15 protein-coding genes are annotated in these 21,010 nt (G+C 69.7%); 10 read left to right on the top strand and 5 right to left on the bottom strand.

All coding sequences use genetic code 11. The annotated features are described in order from the left end of the window. Positions 1–67 precede the first annotated feature (67 nt). The 10 genes from glyQ to polA all read left to right on the top strand — a co-directional run bounded on the left by glyQ (position 68) and on the right by polA (position 17,040). Positions 68–1,060, top strand: coding sequence for a glycine--tRNA ligase subunit alpha (gene glyQ, locus D7X30_RS39315; RefSeq protein WP_120568116.1), 993 nt, complete (start codon positions 68–70; stop codon positions 1,058–1,060). Continuing rightward, a complete protein-coding gene (gene glyS, locus D7X30_RS39310; RefSeq protein ID WP_120568115.1) occupies positions 1,050–3,158 on the top strand; it encodes a glycine--tRNA ligase subunit beta in 2,109 nt (702 codons plus the stop codon). The genes glyQ and glyS overlap by 11 nt, the downstream gene beginning before the upstream one ends. Before the next feature lie 166 nt (positions 3,159–3,324). Continuing rightward, the gene (locus D7X30_RS39305) at positions 3,325–4,854 is read left to right on the top strand and encodes a hypothetical protein (protein WP_120568114.1); all 1,530 of its coding nucleotides are present in this window, start codon (positions 3,325–3,327) and stop codon (positions 4,852–4,854) included. 2 nt (positions 4,855–4,856) lie between these two features. Beyond that, positions 4,857–7,085 carry a hypothetical protein gene (locus D7X30_RS39300; RefSeq protein WP_147443425.1) on the top strand — a complete coding sequence of 743 codons (2,229 nt, stop codon included), beginning with the start codon at positions 4,857–4,859 and terminating at the stop codon, positions 7,083–7,085. Positions 7,086–7,148: 63 nt separating this feature from the next. Further along, positions 7,149–8,009 carry an FHA domain-containing protein gene (locus D7X30_RS39295; protein ID WP_120568112.1) on the top strand — a complete coding sequence of 287 codons (861 nt, stop codon included), beginning with the start codon at positions 7,149–7,151 and terminating at the stop codon, positions 8,007–8,009. A gap of 112 nt (positions 8,010–8,121) precedes the next feature. After that, positions 8,122–8,658 carry a prepilin peptidase gene (locus tag D7X30_RS39290; protein ID WP_120568111.1) on the top strand — a complete coding sequence of 179 codons (537 nt, stop codon included), beginning with the start codon at positions 8,122–8,124 and terminating at the stop codon, positions 8,656–8,658. Positions 8,659–8,704: 46 nt separating this feature from the next. Beyond that, positions 8,705–10,153 (top strand): type II and III secretion system protein family protein, encoded by a 1,449-nt coding sequence (locus D7X30_RS39285; protein ID WP_120568110.1) that lies wholly within the window; start codon positions 8,705–8,707, stop codon positions 10,151–10,153. Between the two features lie 155 nt (positions 10,154–10,308). Beyond that, positions 10,309–12,060 carry an ATPase, T2SS/T4P/T4SS family gene (locus tag D7X30_RS39280; RefSeq protein WP_120568109.1) on the top strand — a complete coding sequence of 584 codons (1,752 nt, stop codon included), beginning with the start codon at positions 10,309–10,311 and terminating at the stop codon, positions 12,058–12,060. Between the two features lie 7 nt (positions 12,061–12,067). After that, positions 12,068–14,275: an FHA domain-containing protein gene (locus tag D7X30_RS39275; RefSeq protein WP_120568108.1), complete on the top strand. Its 2,208-nt coding sequence runs from the start codon at positions 12,068–12,070 to the stop codon at positions 14,273–14,275. Positions 14,276–14,334: 59 nt separating this feature from the next. Further along, positions 14,335–17,040, top strand: a complete 2,706-nt coding sequence (gene polA, locus D7X30_RS39270; protein WP_120568107.1) for a DNA polymerase I — start codon at positions 14,335–14,337, stop codon at positions 17,038–17,040. Positions 17,041–17,363: 323 nt separating this feature from the next. Here the strand turns inward: polA and D7X30_RS39265 are convergent, their stop codons facing one another. The 5 genes from D7X30_RS39265 to D7X30_RS39245 form a co-directional block, all read right to left on the bottom strand. Next, the gene (locus tag D7X30_RS39265; protein ID WP_171427738.1) at positions 17,364–17,906 is read right to left on the bottom strand and encodes a hypothetical protein; all 543 of its coding nucleotides are present in this window, start codon (positions 17,904–17,906) and stop codon (positions 17,364–17,366) included. Between the two features lie 182 nt (positions 17,907–18,088). After that, the gene (locus tag D7X30_RS39260; RefSeq protein ID WP_120568105.1) at positions 18,089–19,372 is read right to left on the bottom strand and encodes a hypothetical protein; all 1,284 of its coding nucleotides are present in this window, start codon (positions 19,370–19,372) and stop codon (positions 18,089–18,091) included. 8 nt (positions 19,373–19,380) lie between these two features. Then, on the bottom strand, positions 19,381–19,680 hold the full coding sequence (locus D7X30_RS39255; protein ID WP_120568104.1) for a DUF167 domain-containing protein: 300 nt from the start codon (positions 19,678–19,680) through the stop codon (positions 19,381–19,383). Between the two features lie 9 nt (positions 19,681–19,689). Beyond that, positions 19,690–20,217 (bottom strand): DivIVA domain-containing protein, encoded by a 528-nt coding sequence (locus tag D7X30_RS39250; protein ID WP_014397740.1) that lies wholly within the window; start codon positions 20,215–20,217, stop codon positions 19,690–19,692. 95 nt (positions 20,218–20,312) lie between these two features. Continuing rightward, the gene (locus D7X30_RS39245; RefSeq protein WP_120568103.1) at positions 20,313–20,882 is read right to left on the bottom strand and encodes a HEAT repeat domain-containing protein; all 570 of its coding nucleotides are present in this window, start codon (positions 20,880–20,882) and stop codon (positions 20,313–20,315) included. Between the last annotated feature and the right edge of the window lie 128 nt (positions 20,883–21,010).

Genomic DNA, 21,010 nt, shown 5'->3' with positions numbered 1-21,010 from the left:
ACCCCCTCACTAGGGTCCGCCGCGTTCCGCCTCTGCCTTCGACGCACTGCGAGAAGGACTCGCCAACATGTATTTCCAGGACCTCATCCTCACGCTCCAGAAGCACTGGGCCGACCAGGGATGCATCGTCACCCAGTCGTACGACACGGAAGTCGGCGCGGGCACGATGGCCCCGTACACGTTCCTGCGCGCGCTCGGTCCCGAGCCCTGGAACATCGCGTACGTGCAGCCCTCGCGGCGTCCCGCCGACGGCCGCTTCGGTGAGAACCCGAACCGCCTGTTCCAGCACCACCAGTTCCAGGTCATCCTCAAGCCCGCGCCCAAGAACGTCCAGGAGCTGTACCTGGAGTCGCTGCGGAAGGTGGGAATGGATCCGCTGGAGCACGACATCCGCTTCGTCGAGGACGACTGGGAATCCCCCACGCTGGGCGCCTGGGGCCTGGGCTGGGAGGTGTGGTGCGACGGGATGGAGGTGACGCAGTTCACCTACTTCCAGCAGTGCGGCGGCTTCGACTGCCGCCCCGTGTCCGCGGAGCTGACGTATGGGCTCGAGCGCCTGATGATGAACCTGCAGAGCGTGGAGAACGTCTACGACATCGAGTGGGTCAAGGGCGTGAAGTACCGCGAGATCTTCCACGCGAACGAAGTGGAGATGAGCAAGTACGCCCTCCACGAGTCCGACCCGCAGATGCTCTTCTCGATGTTCGACGCGTACGAGAAGGAGTGCAAGCGGCTCATCGAGCGCCACCTGCCGATGCCCGCGTACGACTACGCGCTGAAGTGCTCGCACACGTTCAACCTGCTGGACGCGCGCGGCGCCATCTCCGTCACCGAGCGCGCCAACTTCATCAAGCGCGTGCGTGACAACGCGCGCCTGTGCGCGGAAGGGTATCTCCAGATGCGCGAGCGGCTGGGCTACCCGCTGACGAAGACGCCGTGGACCGTGGGGGAGCAGCCACCGGTGCTGGAGGGCAAGCCCGCCAGCGACTACTGGAAGACGGTGCAGCTCAACAAGCCGGTGGAGAAGAAGGAGAAGACGGAGGTGGCCCGTGGCGCGTGATCTTCTGCTGGAGGTCGGTGCCGAGGAGATCCCGGCGTCGTTCATCGTCCCCGCGCTGGAGGACCTGAAGCGCGTGCTCACCGAGCGCATGGCCGACGCCCGCCTGAAGCACGGCGAGGTGCGCACGTTCGGCACGCCGCGCCGGCTGGCCGTCCTGGTCCGCGACGTGGCGGACGCGGGCGAGGACATCACGAAGGAGGTGCTGGGCCCCAGCGCCAAGGCCGCCTTCGACGCGCAGGGCAAGCCCACCAAGGCGGCGGAGAAGTTCGCCGAAAGCCTCAAGCTGTCCGTGGACGCGCTCGGGCGCACCACCACGGCCAAGGGCGAGTACCTCTCCGCGCGCGTGGAGGAGAAGGGCCGTCCCGCGGAGGCCATCCTCCAAGACGCGGTGCACGCGGCCGTGCACGGCATCAACTTCAAGAAGTCCATGCGCTGGGGTGACGTGGACACGGCCTTCGCGCGTCCGGTGCAGTGGCTGGTGGCGCTCCTGGGCGACACGGAGCTGCCGGTGGTGCTGGGCGACGTGAAGGCGGGCCGCACGACCTACGGCCACCGCTTCCTCGCGCCGGGCGCCATCACGCTGAAGGCGCCCGCGGACTACGAGGCCGCGCTGGAGAAGGCGCACGTGGTGGCGGACATCGCGAAGCGCCGCGCGGAGCTGCTGCGCAAGGTGAACGCCGCGGCGAAGGCGGCGGGCGCGCAGCTGCTGGAGGACGAAGGCCTGGTGGACCAGGTGACGAACCTGGTGGAGCTGCCGAGCCCCGTGGTGGGCAGCTTCGAGGAGCGCCACCTGGACCTGCCGCCGGAGGTGCTGGTGCAGGAGATGAAGAGCCACCAGCGCTACTTCTCGCTGACGGACGCGAAGGGGAAGCTGCTGCCGCGCTTCATCGCCGTGTCCAACACGCCGGTGCGCGACGAGCAGCTGTCCCTGCGCGGCTACCAGCGCGTGCTGGCGGCGCGGCTCGCGGACGGGCGCTTCTTCTTCGACGAGGACCGCCGCACGCCGCTGGCCGACCGCGTGGAGAAGCTGGGCCGCGTGGTGTGGCAGGGGCAGCTGGGCACGTACCTGGAGAAGGTGGAGCGCTTCCGCGCACTGGCGGGCTGGCTGGCCCAGGCCACGGACAGGGCTGGGGAGGCGGCCACGGTGGAGCGCGCCGCCACGCTGTCCAAGGCGGACCTCGTCACCGGCATGGTGGGCGAGTTCCCGGAGCTCCAGGGCGTGATGGGCCGCGAGTACGCGCGCGCGGGCGGCGAGCCCGACGCGGTGGCGCTGGCCATCTTCGAGCACTACCTGCCCCGCGGCGCCGAGGACGCGCTGCCGTCCCAGGACGCGGGCGCGCTCATCGGCCTGGCGGACCGGCTGGACTCGCTGTGCGGCATCTTCGCCATCGGCAAGGCGCCGTCCGGCGCGGCGGATCCGTTCGCGCTGCGCCGCGCGTGCCTGTCCATCATCCGCATCGTGCTGGGGCGCGGCTACCGCTTCAGCCTGTCCGCCGCGGTGGACGAGGCGCTGCGCCTGCTGGCCCCCAAGCTGGCCAACGTGAAGCGCAAGCCGGGTGAAGCGGCCCCTCGCGAGCAGGTGCTGGAGTTCTTCCGCGGCCGCCTCAAGGCGCTGTGGGGCGAGCAGCACCGCACCGACGTCGTGGAGGCGGTGCTGGCCGTGGGCTTCGACGACCTCGTCGCGGCGAAGAAGCGCCTGGAGGCCCTGAGCGTGCTCGTGGGCCACTCGGACTTCCAGCCGCTGGCGGCGGCGTTCAAGCGCGTGGTCAACATCGTGGAGAAGCAGGGCAAGGACGTGGCCGGCGGGCAGACCAACCCGCAGCGCTTCACCGACGAGCCAGAGAAGAACCTCCACACCGCCTTCACCCAGGCGCGCGCCAAGGTGGGCGAGCATGTGCGCGTGGACGACTTCGCCGGCGCGCTCAAGGAGATCACCGGCCTGAAGCCCGCCGTGGACACCTTCTTCGACAAGGTGATGGTGATGGCCGAGGACAAGGACCTGCGGGAGAACCGCATCCGGTTCCTCACGGAGATTGGCGCCCTGTTCAACCAGGTAGCGGACTTTTCCAAGATCCAGGCCGAAACCGCCGCGGCCTGAGGCCTGGTCGCCAGCTCACCGCCGGAGTGCGCCCGTTCCCCCACCAGGGGAGCGGCGCACGCCCTCCGGATGGGGGCGGATGTCGGCGAGAGGGCGGCCGGGAATAGCAGTAGCCCTATTCAGTTGCCCGGGGCAGGGCCGCGTTCCTACACTCCGCCCCCCTCTGATGCGCCTCTACTTCCTGACTCCCGCGCTGCTGCTCCTCGGGGCGTGTTCGATTGAATCCGAACCGAACCCGCCTCCGTCCACCCGTTTCGTGTACCCCAGCGGGGTGGCGTTCTGGCGCCCTCCGGCGGCTGGCGGCCCTTCGGCGAGCAACGGCTATCTCTTCGTCGCGAACGCCAACTTCGACAACTGCTACGACTCCGGTTCGGTGATGGCGCTGAACCTGGACACGCTGAGCACGCAGGTGGACGGGCAGGCCGTCACGGTGCCCTACCTGGGCGGCGTGCTCCCGGACTCCGCGCTCGCCTTCGAGGACCTGTCCTCCGGGGACGAATCGCTCGTGCAGATCCGCAGCTTCGCGGGCGAACTGGGCATGTGGGTGGACCCGGCTACGGGGCTGCCGCGCCTGTTCGTGCCCTCGCGCGCGGAGGGCAACAACCTGCACGCGGTGGACGTGCGCGTGGAGGCCAACGGCGCTCCGGTGCTCACCTGCGTGCAGGGCGGCGTGGACTGCCGCAACGGCGCGCTGTCGCTCACCGACGACATCCCGTCGTCCCTCAGCGACGAGGGCCGCCCGGGCCTGCCTCGCGCTCCGTCGCCCATCGGCGTGACGGTGGATGAGGCGAGCGGCAACCTGTACGTGACGCACTCGGAGGCGGCGGACTCACCCGCCGACTCCAGCCGCGACTTCGAGAGCTACCTGGCCACGCTGAAGCTGGACAACCCCACGCGCGACACGCTGGGCTTCATCCCGCTGTCTCCCGAGGGCTACCTCTACGGCGGCTCGGATTCGGTGACGGTGGGCGCGGGCTACCTCTACGTGACGGGCCGCAACTTCGTGGCAGGCATCAGCGGCACGGTGCCCGGCAACTTCGTGCTGCGGCTGGTGAACAAGAACGATCCCGGTACCATCCTGGAGCCCTCGCTGCAGGCGGTGTACCGCATCCGCGAGGCGCGCGCGGTGCGCGTGGTGTCCCGTCCGGTGACGGCGGAGGAGCTGGCGGTGCGTCCGAACCTCGTGCGCGAGCGGCTGTACATGCTGGCGCGCGGCCCGGACACGCTGCTCACCCTCGACTTCGAGTACGAGGCGGTGCCGGGCACCGCCGCCACCCAGCCCTTCTTCCGAGTGGTCTCCGCGGTGCCCATGCCCGACGGCGTGAGCGACATGCAGATCATCTCCCGGGCGCCGGGCACATCCAACGCGGACACCCACATCGTCGCGGTGACGAGCACCGGCGACAGCGCGTTGTCCCTCTACGACGAGGCGCTCGGGCAGGTCGTGGCGCAGGTGCCGCTCGTCAACAACCTCAACCAGACCAGCAACCCGTCGCAGGCCTTCGGGCTGACGGTGGACAACCCCGCCGGGTCGAACGCGGCGCGGCTGTTCGTGACCAACTTCGGTGACAGCCAGGTGGCCATCGTGGACATCCCCGACCTGGAGCGTCCCCAGGACGCACGGGTGGTGGCGAAGCTGGGCATCCAGCAGCAGCGCGATCCGAACCAGGGCACCAGCGTGTGCCAGGAGAACTGACCTTGAAGCGCGGCTTTCTTGCTGCCCTGTTGCTGAGCGGCGCGAGCCTCGCGCTCGCCTGCTCCGACACCACCTCCACCGCGGGCGCCGCCGGTCTGTCCGGCACGTACGACGTGGTGCTCTCCAACCAGCTCGTCTTCGTCACGTCGCAGGACCGGGATGAGCTGCGCGTGCTGGACCTGACGCGCACGCCGCGTGAGTTCATCCCCGCGCCGAACCCGCTGGAGCCGCTGGCCATCCCCGTCATCGCGCGGCCGGATTCGCTCACCCGCGACGTGGGCTACGACGGCGACGGCAACGACGTGTCCGGCCCGTACATCTACGCGCGCAGCTCCGGCGGCCGCGGTATCTCCGTGGTGGCCGCGGACCGCGCGCGCCTCAACGAGGTGACGCGGCTGGCGACAGGCCAGCTCATCACCGCCTTCGCCGCGCATGCCCCGGTGGCGGAGGGCGCGCCGAGCGTCCTGTACTACGCGCTCCAGACGCGCCCGGAGGCCGCCGAGCAGCTTTGCGGTCCCTTCGGCGGCGGGGTGGTGATGCGCCAGGAACTGCCCGGCCCGGAGGGCTTCGACGCGGCCGCGCTGCCTCCCGCGCTGCCTGTCTTCTGCCTCAAGCCGGCGGACACGGTGATGTCCATGCTCACGCTGCCCGCGCGGGCCGACTTCGCGGACTCGCTGGTGGTCGCCATCCGCAACGTGTCCGGCACCAGCCGGCTCGTGCGCGTCGTCGCGGACGGGGCCTCCGTGGAGATCCCCTACAAGCGGCCGCGGCCGGCGCCCTACACGGTGCCCGACTACACGGACCTGGTGGACATCCCGGCGCGGCTCGTGGCCACGCACCCCAGCTACAGCGTGCAGAAAGCCAGGCTCGATGATGGGACGTGCCCGGTGGGCAGTGCTGAGAAGACCCAGGATGACGGGACGACGGTATGCCTCGAAACCTGGCCCGCGGGCCGCTTCGTGTTCGCGGTGCTGGATGAGCTGACGTGCAACTCGTCTGACTGCGAGGGCGTCATCGCGCTCGACAATGGGCCGGAGCCGGTGGTGGCGCCGTCCGCGGCGCCGGTGCTCGCCCGCGACATCACCGGCGCGCCCATGCTGACCCTGCGGCCGTCCGCGGGTCTGCCCACGGGCCTCACGCTGCGCACGGGCCTGGAGGTCCGCGAGCTCCTGGCGGACGGCGTGGCCTACCTCTCCGCCATTCCGCTCCTGGGCATCATGCCGTCGTCCGACGGGAGGATCACCCTGTTCCGAGCGGACGAGCGGCGCGCGTTCAACCTGGACCGCGACTCCGCGAACAAGCCGCTGAACTCGTCGGTGGTCGCGGAGCTGCGTGACAGCAGCGAGCTGGCGCGCGCGGATCAGTTCCCGGGCATCACCGTGACACAGCCCGGTTGCCCCCAGGCGACGGATGTGACCAACGCCACGGCGTTCCTCTGCAGCGGCACGGTGCCCAACGGGACGTACCGCTTCGTCTTCCAGGGCGTGCTGCCCGGACTGGTCGGCCTCTCACGCGACCTGACCCAGGAGGATCCTCCGCTCCTCATCGAGACGACCCAGGTGACGGCCCGCGGGGTGATTCCCGGCGACTCCATCATCCTGGCGAACAACGCGGGCGCCTGCGCGGCGGTCATCCCCATCCTGCGCCTGGAGGACCAGGGCAATGGCCTCACGCGGCTCTACCCGAACCTGTCCGACCCGGCGGTCGCCGCCGCGGCGGAGCCCTGCGCGTCGTTCCCGTTGTTCTCCGTGCGCGCGGGCCCGAACGTGAAGCCCTTCGTGCTCTATTCGGGCGCGGAGACCCGCGACACGTACCTGCAGCGGCTGAACGTCGACGAGGCGTACACCGTCTCCAGCTTCCTGGACTACTACTACCACCCGGACGGCTTCGACCTGGGCCTGGAGCCGCCCAAGTCGCCCACCACCTACGCGCCCGCGCCGTTGACGCTCACGCTGACGCCGACCATCGGCGTGGGGAGCCGGCTGGTGGCGGGTGACCGCTACGTGGTGACGCTGCTGCCGCGCTTCCGCCGCTACGTCTTCGGCGTGGACACCGGCCCGTCGAGCAGCCTGGCGCTCTACACCCTGCCTGCTTCCGTGGTGGCCACGGACGTGGCCGGCGCCAGCCTCGCCTACGTCGCCTATCCCTCGGCGGACGGCGTGCTCCAGGTGGCCCTGGAGTCGATCAGCGACAACCTGGACAACCTTACGTATCTCCGGGCGTTCCAGTAACTGGGCGCGCCCGAGCGGCTCTGCTATCGTCCCTTACGTCCAGCATTTCCCGAGCCAAGACCGATGATCGATCAGAACTCCCGTCCCGCACGCAAGGTCGGCATCGCCGAGCACCTGTGGGAGACGTACGAAGAGATGGCCCAGCAGATGGGCTCGGATCGCGACGCGCTCATCAACCAGGCGTTGTTCATGTTCGCGCGTCTCAACGGCTTCATCGACGTGAGGACGAAGGGCGAGCCCGCCGTGGCGGCGGTGCCGTCACCCGCGCCCGCCCCGGCCGCGCGTCCGGCCGCCGCGCCACCCCCGGCCGCCGCGGCCAAGGGTGGTCCGCCGGTCCTTGCCCCCGCGCCGGCCGCGCGTCCCGCCGCGCGCAACGCGGAAGAACGCCCGTCCTCCAATGGGCTGGACAATGATCCGGTGCGCCGCGAGGTCGCCGAGCGTGTCCTGGAGACGGCCGCCGAGCTGGAGCGGCTCATCAAGGGCAAGAACGAGCCGCCCCCGCCGTCCGCGGACGACATGATCGAGGACGAGGAGGATCCCCTGCCGGAGCAGGAGGAGCCGCCGCTCGACGACATGCAGGACGAGCCTCCCGAGGAGGCCGAAGAAGAAGAAGAGCCCATGGAGGAGCCGGACGAGGAGGAGGGCGCCTCGCTCTACCTCGTCCTGGAGTCCGGCGAGCAGGAGAAGATCGTCAAGGACCGCTACGTCATCGGCCGCGGCAAGCACTGCGACTTCGTCATCAACTCCGGCAAGGTGTCGCGCGAGCACGCCGTCATCGCCCGCGACGGCGGCGACTTCTACATCGAGGACCTCGGCTCTTCGAACGGGACCTGGTTCAACAAGCAGCGCATCAAGCGCCGCAAGGTCGAGGACGGGGACGAGTACTTCATCTGCAGCGAGAAGATCCGCCTCGTCATCCACTGACGCCGGCATGACGCGGGGCCCCACGGTGCGATGGCCTTGTTCAGGAATTGACGGGCTCAGGGCCTCCATTGTTTGATGGGGGTCGCCTGCTCCCCATGGGAGCAGGTGCCGAATGACACCTGCTCAGCTCGCACTGTGGACGATTCTGGGAGTGGCCCTGGTGATTGCGGTGGTGACCGACGTGCTGCGCCGGCTCATCCCGAACGCCGTGACCTATCCGCTCATCGTGTTGGGGCTCGGGGTGCGCGGTGTGTCCGAAGGGGTGGGCGGGCTGGAGTCGGGGTGGGTGAGCGGGCTTCTGGCGGGCGCGGGACTCGCGCTGCTGCTGGTGCCGGGTGCGCTGCGCGGGCGCATGGGGTGGGGTGACGTCAAGCTGATGGCGGGCGTGGGCTGCGTGCTGGGCTTTCCCACGGTGCTCGCCGCGGCGGCCTTCATCTCGCTTACGGGCGCGCTGCAGGCCATCGTCACGCTGCTGTGGCAGGGGGCCGTCTGGGACACGCTGGCGGCGGTGGCCCGTCGCTGGGCGGTGCGGATGAAATGGATGCGCGAGGAAACCTCGCCCGCTCCCGCGCGACACATCCCCTACGGCGTCTCCATCGCGCTCGGGACTTTCTGGGCCATGTGGTGGCAGCAACAACATCTGGGATAGCGCGCCGTCAGGCCGGGCGCGCGCACGCAAGAAGGGGATTCACACGATGTCCACTCGCTTCACGCAAGCCCTGGCGCTCGGCGCCCTCGTCACCCTGGTGGCCAGTGCCCCCGCCCTGGCCCAGGAGGGCAGCTCCGTCAGCCTGGGTGTGGGTACCCAGAAGGTGCTCACCATTCCCGGCCTCAGCCGCGTCGCGCTGGGTGATCCGTCCATCGCCGAGGTGAAGACGCTCGGCACCGGCCAGCTGCTCGTCACCGGTAACGCCGAAGGCAAGACGACGCTGCTCGTCTGGAAGTCCTCCGGTCAGCGCATCAGCTACCTGGTGACGGTCCGCAAGCAGGACCCCAACGAGGTCATCTCCGAAATCAAGCGCCTCCTGGGTGAGATTGAAGGCGTGTCCGTGCGCATGGTGGGTGACCGCATCTACCTGGACGGTCAGGCCTACACCACGCAGGACGCGGACCGCATCGAGCAGGTGGTGAGCCTGTACCCGAACGTGAAGTCGTTCGTGAAGATCGCCCCCAACGCCAAGAAGCTCGTCGCCCAGAACCTGAACGCGGCCTTCCAGAAGGCGGGCCTGAAGAACGTGCAGGCCAACGTCGTGGGCGCGACCATCTTCCTGGAGGGCTCCGTGGAGAGCCAGCAGGACCTCCAGAAGGCGGAGCTGATCACCAAGGCCATCGGTGAGAAGGTGGAGAACCTGCTCGTCGTCGGCATCAAGCGGATGATCCTCTCCGAGGTCCAGTTCGTCGAAATCCGCCGCAACAGCCGCGACCGCTACGGCATCAAGTACCCCACGGACATCACCGGTACGCTGACCGCCACCGCGACGCTGAACAAGGCGCTCATCCCCTCCGGCGACGCCATCTCCAACCTCGTGATGGGCGCGACGGGCGGCTCCGACCTGAGCATCGGCTTCCAGGCCAACGACGGTTACGGCCGCCTGCTGGCGCAGCCCAAGCTGGTGTGCGCCAGCGGTGAGAAGGCGGAGTTCCTCGCCGGCGGCGAGGTGCCCATCCCCCTCATCACCAACACGCAGTTCACGGTGGAGTACAAGCAGTACGGCGTCATCCTGAACATCCGCCCCACCGCGGACCGCAACGGCAACATCCAGACGGAAGTGGAGGCGGAGGCCTCTGAAATCGACACCTCCGTGTCCGTGTCCTTCGGCGGTTCGTCCGCCATCCCGGGCTTCCGCACCCGCAAGGTCAAGACGAACGTCACCGTGCGCCACGGTGAGACCATCGTGCTGTCCGGCGTGTTCAGCCACGACGAGCAGAAGGCCGTCGCGAAGCTGCCGGGCTTTGGTCACATCCCCATCGTGGGCGAGCTGTTCAAGAACCGCGCGTTCGACACCACCAAGCGCGAACTGGTGATCTTCGTCACCCCGCGCATCGTGAACCCGGACTCGGACAAGGTCCGCAGCATCATCGAGGACGTGAAGACCCGCTACAAGCAGGCCCGCTCCGAGGTGAACTTCAACATCTTCGACTGACGGCCTTTCGGCGCCTTCACGTCGGATCCGGTCCGGGCCGGCCCCGTCCCTGCTTCAGAGGGGGAGGGTGCCGGCCCGTCCGTTTCCGGGCAGCAGGCGGGCGAGCGTCGCAGGAGTCTTTGAGGTCGTTGGAGGGCTTGGTAGCATCCCGGCCCATGTTTCTCATCACGCTGACGGAGAAGGGCGGCGGTTCGGAGCAGCGGGAGTACCCCAAGAACGAGATCACGATCGGCCGGATTGCTGGCAACGACATCGTGCTCGCCAAGGGGAACGTCTCCAAGACCCACTCCCGCATCGTCGAAAAGGACGGCCGCTTCATCATCGTGGACATGAAGTCCACGAACGGCACCTTCGTGAACGGCAAGAAGATCGCCGGTCCCATGGTGCTGAAGCCGACCGACCAGGTCTCCATCGGCGACTACATCCTCAACGTCGAGGCGCTGGCCGACGAGCCCGCTGACGAGGGCTACGACGAGGAGCAGGGCGACGAGGCCTACGAGGAGGAAGAGGCCTACGAGGAGGAGGAGCCCTACGAGGAGGAGGAGGCGCCCGCCCCCGCGCCTCCCAGCCGCATGCCCGCGTCCATGGCCGCGGCCATGGCGAAGAACAAGCGCAAGGTGGACCCCCGGTTGGAGCGCTACTCGCGGCTCCAGAAGGAGATCCACGACCGGCTCATCGAGTACCTGGACCTGCGCCGCATGGACATGGACCGGCTCGGGGACGAGGAGCTCTGGCGCCGCACCGAGAAGGCCATCCGGGACATCATCGACCAGATGGAGGCGGACCAGGAGCTTCCCGGGGACGTGGACCGGGAGGAGCTGCTCACCGACGTCATCAACGAGGCGCTGGGCCTGGGGCCCCTGGAGGCGTTCCTCGCGTCGGAAGAGATCAGCGAGATCATGGTGAACCACGCCAACCAGATCTACATCGAGCGCAAGGGCAAGCTGACCCTGTCGGAGAAGACGTTCTCCTCCAACCAGGCGGTGCTCGGTGTCATCGAGCGCATCGTGGCGCCCATTGGCCGCCGCATCGACGAATCCAGCCCGCTGGTGGACGCGCGCCTCAAGGACGGCAGCCGCGTGAACGCCATCATCCCGCCGCTGGCGCTCAAGGGCCCCTGCATCACCATCCGCAAGTTCAAGAAGGACGCGCTGAAGATCCAGGACCTCATCAAGTACAAGACCGTCACCGCGCAGATGGCCGAGTTCCTGGAGATGTGCGTGACGGCCCGGCGCAACATCGTCATCTCCGGCGGCACGGGCTCCGGGAAGACGACGACGCTGAACATCATCAGCTCGTTCATCCCGGAGGGTGAGCGCATCATCACGGTGGAGGACGCGGCGGAGCTTCAGCTGCCGCAGGACCACTGGGTGCAGCTGGAGAGCCGCCCGCCCAACCTGGAAGGCAAGGGCGCCATCACCATCCGCGAGCTGGTGAAGAACTGCCTGCGCATGCGGCCGGACCGCATCGTGGTGGGCGAGTGCCGCTCCGGTGAGACGCTGGACATGCTCCAGGCCATGAACACCGGCCACGACGGTTCGCTCACCACGCTGCACGCGAACACGCCGCGTGACGCGATTGCCCGGCTGGAGACGATGGTGCTCATGTCCGGCATGGAGCTGCCGGTGAAGGCCATCCGCGAGCAGATCGCCAGCGCCGTGCACCTCATCGTGCAGCAGACGCGCTTCTCCGACGGCTCCCGCAAGATCTGCTTCATCACCGAGGTGTCCGGCATGGAGGTCGACATCGTGACCCTGCAGGACATCTTCTATTACAAGCAGGACGGCTTCACGGAAGACCACAAGGTGCGCGGACGCTACGTGGCGTCAGGCTTCGTCCCGAAGTTCTACGACGAACTCCAGCGCAAGGGCATCCCCGTGAACATGAGCATCTTCCGCGAGGACTGACGCGCCCATGCCTACCCTGGTCGTCCGTCACCCTGACGGCACTGAGCACGAGCACGAGATCGCGGGCGAGCTGAAGATCGGCCGCCAGCAGGGCAATGACCTGGTCCTCACGGAAGGCGGCGTGTCGCGGCAGCACGCGCGCGTCTACGTGGAGGGCGGCACCGTCTACGTCGAGGACGGAGGCAGCCAGAACGGCACCTTCGTGGACGGCGAGCGCATCGAGGGGCCCACGGCGCTGACGCCGGCCTCGCAGGTGCTGCTGGGCGACTACGAGATGAAGCTCAAGGGCAATGCCCGGAGCACCAGCGGCCGCCGCGCGGCGACGCCTCCGCCCGGTGATCCCGCGACGCTCGCGGACGCGCCCGTGAAGGGCACGCGCGCCATGCCCAGCATCCGCGCCAAGGCCACGCAGAACGGGGCCGCGAAGCCCGAAGGCGCGCTGGCGAGGCGGCCCGCGCGCTCCACGGGCGCGGGGGCCGCGGCGGCGGGCGCGAGCTCGGGTCCGATGCTCAAGGGCATGACGGGGCCGTGGGCGGGCAAGTCCTATCCCATCAACGGCACGGTGCTGGTGGGCCGGGCGCCTCCGGCGGCGGTCATCCTGGATGACGACTCCGTGAGCCGGAAGCACGCGGAGGTGAAGCGCGAGGGTTCCGGCGTGCTCGCGCGCGACCTGGGCAGCGCCAACGGCACCCTGCTCAACGGCGAATTGCTGGGCGAGGAGTTCGTCGACCTTCAGCCCGGGGACGTCCTCCAGTTCGGCGTGGTGGAGATGACCTACGAGGCCTCCGACACGCCCGCGCGCCGTCCGGGCACGGGCGCGGCGCCGGCCCGTCGTGGGGGCAGGGCGGCACCCGAGGCGGACAAGAAGCGCAAGCTGCTGGTGGTCGCGGGCGGCGTGGTGGCGCTGCTGGCGGTGGCGGCGGTGGTGAAGACCTCCATTGGTGGGCCGCCGAAGACGCAGAAGACGGGGCCCGCCGCGCCGCTGGATCCCGCGCAGCAGGTGCAGGAGTTCCTCAGCGAGTGCCGCTCCTACTCCTCCAATGAGACGGGGGCTCCCGACTGGGGCCGCGCCGAAAAGGCGTGCGAGCAGGCGCTGGACATGGACCCCATCAACGCCGAGGCGAACACCCTCGTGCGGCGCATCAAGCTGGAGAAGGAGGCCTTCGACAACTTCGAGGCCGCGAAGAAGTCCATCGAGCTCAACCGCGAGAAGGACGCCCTGGAGTACCTGCGCAAGATTCCGAAGGAGAGCGAGTACTTCCGCCGCGCCCGCTCCAAGGCCAAGGAGACGGCGGAGCAGTTCGTGGAGCGCGCGAAGTTCGACTGCAATCGCTACCTGAACAACTCGCAGTGGGGCCCCGCGGTGCAGCGCTGCCAGCAGTACATGGAAGTGTGGTGCCAGAAGCAGAGCAAGGAGGACCTGGAGCCGCCCATCGGTCAGACGCTCCGCCTGGAGGGTGGCCTGCGCAAGAACGACTGGCGCCCCAAGGACGCCATGTTCGTGAAGTTCCTGGTGGCCCGCTTGCGGGTGGACCGCAGCGCCCAGCCGTGGTCGTGCCCGGTGTCCGACATCCTCCAGGAGGACGGGCTGGGCGTGGATCAGGCCAGCGAGGTGCGCGCGATGTTCGCCAAGCGCTACGCCCCGAAGCTCGTCCAGGCGGCGATGATGGACTACTGGACCGGCCGCGGCAGCGAGGCGATGGCGACGCTGCAGAAGCTGCGCGCGAAGGAGGACCAGGCGCAGTTCCACCAGCTGGCGGACGACCTCATCCGCGACGTGTCCAACGTGGATCAGCTCTTCAAGACGGGCGAGAGCGCGATCACCAACGAGGACCCCGAGCGCGCGGTGGCGCCGTTCAAGGACGCGCTGGCGACGGACAAGCGCATCATGGCGGAGCTGGCCGAGTCGCACCTGTCCTTCTACCGGAAGAACATGTTCCAGGACCTGGCGGCCGCCGCCTACCTGCGCGGCAAGCACTTCGCCGACCGCGAGGATCGCCGCCGCGGCTGCCGCGTCTGGAAGATGGGCTTCGACTTCTACAAGGGCAACACGAACCTGAACCGCGTGGTGGCCTTCTGCTCCACGCAGGCGCAGAACGCGTTGAACAGCGCGGGCAGCTGCTCGGACTTCCAGGCGGTGGAGGACTACGCCGTGCCGGGTGACGGCATCGCCGAACAGATGGCCACGAAGAAGGCCGAGCTGAAGTGCCGCTGAGCGGCGCTCCGGTGCGGGGCTTCATGGACAGACAGCGATAGGCGCGCTAGGGACGGGGGATGGCCGACACCAGCCCCCCGCGCTCCGAGCGCCGTCTGGCGCTCTTTGACGCCTCTGGCTTCATCTTCCGCGCCTACCACGCCATCCCCCCGCTCACGACGAGCAAGGGGGTGCCGACCAACGCGGTGCTGGGCTTCACCCGCATGGTGCTCAAGGCCCTGCAGGAGCTGAAGCCCACGCACGTGGCGCTCGCGTTCGACAAGTCCGGCCGCGTGGAGCGTCAGAAGATCGACCCCACGTACAAGGCGAACCGCAAGGCGCCGCCGGAGGACCTGACGCCCCAGTTCCCGCTCATCCGCAAGGTGGGGGACGTGCTGAACCTGCCTTCGCTGGACGCGGAGGGCTGGGAGGCGGACGACGTCATCGGCACGCTGGCGCTGCAGGCGAAGGCGGAGGGCTTCCAGGTCCTGGTCGTCACCAGCGACAAGGACTTCATGCAGATCGTCGACGAGGACATCACCCTCTTCGACCCCGCGAAGAACAAGCGCATCGGCATCGCGGACGTGCAGGAGAAGATGGGCATCCTGCCCAAGCAGGTGCGCGACTTCCTGGCCCTGGTGGGCGACGCGGTGGACAACGTCGCGAAGGTGCCCGGCGTGGGCGACAAGACGGCGGTGGAGCTGCTCCACCAGTTCGGCGACGTGGAGACGCTGCTCGCGCGCGTGGAGGAGGTGAAGAAGCCGAAGATCCGCGCGGCGCTGGAGTCCCACCGCGAGAGCCTGGCGCGCGCCAAGCAGCTCGTCACCTTCAACACCGGGCTGCCCCTGGGCGTGAAGCTGGACGAGCTGATCCGCCGCGCTCCGGACGCCACGCGCGCGCGGGATTTGTTCACGGAGCTGGAGTTCTTCGCGCTCCTGCGCGACCTGCCCGCGGAGGAGGCCCCGGCCCGGCCGGACGTGGCGCCGCTCGCCACCACCACCACGCTCGTCACCACCGAGGCGGAGCTGAAGGCGCTGGCGGACGCGGCGAAGGCCGCCGGGGCCCTCACCCTGGTGCCCGCCTTCGAGGGCATGCCCTTCGCGGCGCCGCTGGTGGGCCTGGGCGTGGCGCTGCCGGACGGCTCCACGCGCTATGTACCGCTCAGGCACCAGCAGCTGGGCGCCACGCAGGTGCCGGTGGCGGCCTTCACGGCGGCGATGAAGGACGTGATCGCGGACGCGGCGGTGAAGAAGGGCGGCCACGACCTCAAGGCGCTCACGCTGGTGCTGGCCAATGAAGGGCTGCCGCTGGAGGGCGCCCACGACGACGTGGAGCTGCTCAGCTACCTGCTCAACCCGTCGCGCAGGGAGCACGCGTTGGCGGACCTGGCGCGTGAACGGCTGCGCTCGGAGCTGCCCGCGCTGCCCGCGTCGGTGGAGGGCAAGAAGGGGCGGCCGCTGGCGGACCACGGGCCGGAGGAGGTGGCCGCGGCGTACGCGGTGCGCGCGGACGCGGCGCGCAGGATGGTGCCGGAGCTGTGGAAGGAGCTGGAGCTGGGCGGGCTCTCGGAGCTGGCGCGCACGCTGGAGCTGCCGCTCCTGCCCGTGCTCGCGCGCATGGAGCGCGAGGGCGTGAAGCTGGACGTGGCGGAGCTGGGCCGCACCTCTGAACGCGTGGACGTGGAGGTGAAGACGAAGGAGGCCGAGTGCCACCAGGCCGCGGGCCACGTCTTCAACCTGGGCTCCAACCCGCAGCTGGCGCAGGTGCTCTACGAGGAGCAGAAGCTGCCCATCCTCAAGCGCGGCAAGACGGGCCCGTCCACGGACCAGGAGGTGCTGGAGAAGCTGGCGGAGGAGCACAACAGCGTGCTCGCGCGCGCGCTCATCGAGTACCGGAGCCTGTCCAAGCTCAAGAGCACCTACCTGGACACGCTGCCCACGCTGGTGGCGAAGGACGGGCGCATCCACACCACGTACCACCAGGCGGCCACCGCCACCGGCCGGTTGTCCTCGTCCGACCCGAACCTGCAGAACATCCCCGTGCGCACGGAGCTGGGGCGTGAAATCCGCCGCGCCTTCGTGGCGGACGCGGGGCACCAGCTGGTGAGCGCGGACTACTCGCAGATTGAGTTGCGGCTGCTGGCGCACATCGCGGAGGACCCGGTCCTCATCGATGCCTTCCGCAACGACGAGGACATCCACAGCCGCACGGCGGCGGAGGTCTTTGGCGTGGACCCCAAGGACGTGGACCGCGAGCAGCGCCGCGTGGCGAAGATGGTGAACTTCGGCATCGCGTACGGCCTGTCCGCGCACGGCCTGTCCACTCGCCTGGGCATCTCCCAGGAGAACGCGCGCGACGTCATCGAGCGGTACTTCATCCGGTACGCCGGCATCCGCCAGTACCTGGAGGACACCGTGGAGAAGGCGCGCAAGGTGGGCTACGTGGAGACGCTCTACGGCCGCCGCCGCCTGATGGGGGACCTGCTCTCCAAGAACCGGGCGGTGGCCCAGGCCGCCGAGCGCGCCGCCATCAACATGCCCATCCAGGGCACCGCCGCGGACCTGATGAAGAAGGCCATGCTGGCCGTGGACGTCGCGCTCCGGGAGCAGAAGCTGAAGACGCGCGTGCTCCTCCAGGTGCACGACGAACTGCTCTTCGAGGCGCCGGACGCGGAGGTGGAGGCCGTGAAGGCCCTGGCCGTGAAGAGCATGGCCTCCGTCGCCGAGCTGAAGGTGCCGCTCAAGGTGGACGTGGGCGAGGGGAAGAGCTGGGCGGACGCGCACTGAGCACAAAAAATGCGGGAGAGCGCCCACCCCCGTAGGCGCCCTCCCGCAGCCCATCCCCATTCCCCCCGACAAAACATGCCGATCCGTCCGACCGGCGGAGCGCGCGGACCCCCATCCACGCGTTCCGGCGTTCGACTGTGTGCGGCTCACCGCTCCCCCGAGCAGGAACACGCACCCTCAAGGCGCGTCACGGACCCCCATCCGCGACAGCGCTCCCTCCCGCCAGCCCCCGGACCCTTCCTCAGTGAGGAGTGTCAAGCCGGACGGATCGGCAAACCGTTACGACAAAACCCTGGCGCCTCCCGCGCGCCGTTGAATCCCTCTCAATGCATGGCGGACCGCTCGTCGCGGCGGCCCATGGGGGCCCGGCGCGCGTGGGACGGCCGCTCGAAGTACTCCACCACCAGACCGCCGAACGGCACCCGGGGCCCATCCGCCTTCGGGTCCGCCATCCGCTGGAGCAGCGCCACCGCGCTGTCCACGGCCTCGTCAATCGCGCGGTTGATGCGCTGGCGCTCCGTGTCTCCACCGCCCAGCACCTCCAGGGCGTCCACCAGGCACCGCCGCAGCAGTGCGAACTCGTCGTGCAGGGCCCGCGCGCCACGCTCCGGCGCCAGGCGCAGCACCGCGCGGGTGCGGCTCCAGGGGCTGGACTCCACGCCCTCCAGCGTCAGCCCCAGCTCGCGGACGAAGGGCTCCACCAGTCCGTCCAGCAGGCTGGCGCCGGGAACGCCCTGGCCCTCATGCGCCGCCAGCCGCATCCGCCGCCACAGGGCCGCGATGCGCTCCGGCTGCTTGCTGAAGACCCGGGCCGCCCCGGCCTTCTTCCGTCCCCGCTCCGCCGCCATGTCCGTTGTCGTCCGCATCGCGAACAAAGACATAGCAAGGGCTTTGCCAACGCCAGACGGTTGCTGGTTCCCAGTGAATCCGCCCACTTGGGCAATGGGGCTGCCCTGAAGGGTGGCCGGAGGACGTAAATCCTACGGGGCGGATGTTGAAAGGCGGGGGGCAGGGGAAGAACCTTCCCTGCCTGGGCACGCCGCGCCTCTCAGTGGAGCGTCGGCTTGGGCGGGCGGCCCGACGGGGCCTCGCCGTCCAGCTCGTACTCGCCGCTGGAGGACTCCGGCTCCTCGTCATCCACGTCCGAACCGTCCGGGCCTTCCGGATGGCCCGCGCCCGACTCCAGGGCCTCCGGCGCGCCCTCCAGGGCCTCAGGCTGGCTGGGAGCGGACGGATTGGGCGGAGCCGCGGGCGTGGTGGCGCCGGGCCATTCCGGCCAGGGCAGGGCGGGGGACAGCGGCTCGGAGCCGTCCACGGGGATGGGCCCCGCGGCGCGGGCGGCGGCGAGCAGGCGCAGCGCGGCGTCCTCGGCGGCGTCCTCCGCGGCCAGCTCCGTCATCCGCGCGGCCTTCTGGCGCATGCGGCGCACGAAGGCGGCCACGCACAGCACGGAGGCGGTGAGCCATAGGAGCGCGGAGCTGGTGGTGAGCGGCAGCCAGCCGTAGCGGGCCGCGAGCCCCTCGCGCCAGTCCTGCTCCTCCAGCAGCAGCGACGTGCGGAAGGCCTTGCCGAAGGCCTGCTCGAAGGGCTCACCCGCGCGCACGCCGTCCACCAGCAGGCCCATGGCGTGCGAGCCGTGCTTGCCGGTGAGGAAGGCCACGAAGGCGGCGCTCTGCGCGTAGGCGATTTCGACGTCCGCGGGCACGTCCGGCCAGTCGTCGGACAGGTCCTCGAAGTGGAAGACGCGCTCCTGCGTCACCGCGCGGAAGAGGGCGCCGTAGTGGGCGACGGAGTAGCGCTCGTCGGTGAGGTTCTGCGCCACGCCTTCCTGGAACCAGCGCGGCCAGTCCTTCGCCAGCTGGCCCAGCGCCACGTGCGCCAGCTCGTGCCGCAGCGTGGTGGGCCCCTCCGCGTCGCTCAGGCTGAGCGCGTCCAGCAGGATGATCTGATGCCCGGGGTAGGCGAGCGCCACGGCCCAGCCCGGAGGCTTGCCCCCGGGGAGCGCCAGCGCCTCGAACTCCTGGCGGCCCACACCCAGGCGGATTTCCGTGGTGCCCGGCCAGTCGCGCCCGAGCATCGCGCCGAAGGCGTCCCGCACGCCCTCAATCTGCCCGGCCAGGGCCTTGGCCGCGCCCGCCGCCTTCGCGGTGTGCAGGATGACGAAGCGCTGCGTCTTCAGCTCCCCCGCGACGATGGCCGGGCGGGCGTGGGGCACGAGCGCGGTGTCCGTGACGACGGCCTCCGTGGCGTGGATGCCCCGCGGACCTGCCTCCTGCGCGAACACGCCCGGCGAGGCCAGCAGCATCATCAGGAAGGCGAACAGGCGGAGCATGCGTGGCCTCACGGTCCACCAGAGATAACAGCCTCGGCCGCCGCCGCATCAACCCCTTCCACCCTCAATCGCTTACGGCGCGACGTGTCACCCGCCACGAGTGTCACCTGGCGACGCGGCACGCCCAGCGTTTTGGCGATGAATTCCACCAGGGCCGCATTCGCTTCGCCATCCACGGGCGGCGCGGCGAGTTGGATCTTCAGCTGGCCGTCATGCTCGCCCACCACCCGGGTGCGGGACGCGCGCGGCTGGACGAGCACCGTCAGCTCCACCCCGGTCTGCACGGCTTTGAGCCAGGGGGCGGTCATGCGCGGGCGCTAGTCGTTGGAGGTGGCCTTCTTCTGCGACAGGAACGCGACGTTGTCCTCCACGCGCGCGTAGTCGCGGTCCGCGAAGGTGGGCGCGGCGAATGTCTCCAGCAGCTTGCGGTGGGCCTCCACGACGGAGCGCACCTGCGATTCGAACTGGGTGCGCTGGCGCTTGAGCTCGTTGATGTCCTCCACCACCTGCACCAGCCGCTGGTGCGCGCCGTGGACGATCTTCTCCGCCTGGTGCTCCGCGTCCGCGATGATGATCTCCGCTTCCTTCTTCGCGGCGTCCTTCAGGTCCTCGCTGATGCGCTGGGCGGTGACCATCGTCTCCTGGAGGGTGCGCTCGCGCTCCTGATGCTGCTCGAGCCGCGCCTGCGTGCGCTTCAGCTCCTCCTTGAGCGCGATGTTCTCCTTCACCACCTCCTCGAACTCGCCGGCGATCAGCTCCAGGTACGCGCCGACTTCGGGACGCGCGAAGCCGCGCATCACCGTCTCGAAGCGCTTCTGCCGGATGTCGAGGGGGGTGATCTTCATGCGCCCCAGTCTAACCCATACACGCGCGCACTCCAGGAATCGGCCCGGCGGGCTGGCGCGGCGTCAGGCCTGGAGGGCAGACAAGCAGGCGTGTTTCAGGGCGCGGCGGCCGGGGCGGCTTCCCACTGTGACGCCACCGAGCGCGCGGCGTTCTGCACCGCGTAGCCCACGCGGCTGTCCGCGGCCACGTCCTGCACCACCCGGCGGGCGGTGGGGGTGCGCTGATACAGAAGACCTCCCAGCGCTTGAATCTTCAGCGCGTCCGGCAGGCGCGGGTGGCGCACGACGTTGCCCAGGATCTCCTCCGCGCGGCGGTGCTGGAAGAGGGCCACCGCGCGCAACGCGGCCTGCTGGATGCGCGGGTTCGGGTCCCAGATGAACGCGGCCAGCGGGTCCAGGGCGCGCGCGTCACCCAGCAGCGCCAGGTCTTCGATGGCGAGCGTGCGGATCTCCTCCGGCGCGGGCTCCGCGGCCCACAGCAGGCCCCTCAGGAGGGAGACGTCGGAGGCTCCGGTTTCCACCGGGGGCCGGGCGGGGGCGGCCCGCTCCGCGGGGGCCTTCTCTGGCTTCGGGGCGGCCTTGGGCGCGGCGGCCGGAGGGGCCGATGGGGCCTGGGCGTGCGCGGCGGCGGTCAGGAGCAGGGCGGCGGCGAGGAGCGGTCGCATGTGCCCGTTCTACCCGAATCCCGGGAAGCCCGGCAGCGCGCCGGGGTCACCCCCCGGGTCGTTCGCGACATTTTCTTGACGGGATCGCCGGCTGTGGGAGTTTGCCCCTGCTACAGGCGTGTTGCGAA

The sequence above is a fragment of the Corallococcus sp. AB011P genome (genome assembly GCF_003611605.1).
Taxonomy (GTDB): domain Bacteria; phylum Myxococcota; class Myxococcia; order Myxococcales; family Myxococcaceae; genus Corallococcus; species Corallococcus coralloides.
The sequence above is the reverse complement of the archived record's forward strand: the minus strand, read 5'-3'. Positions and strand labels throughout refer to the sequence as shown.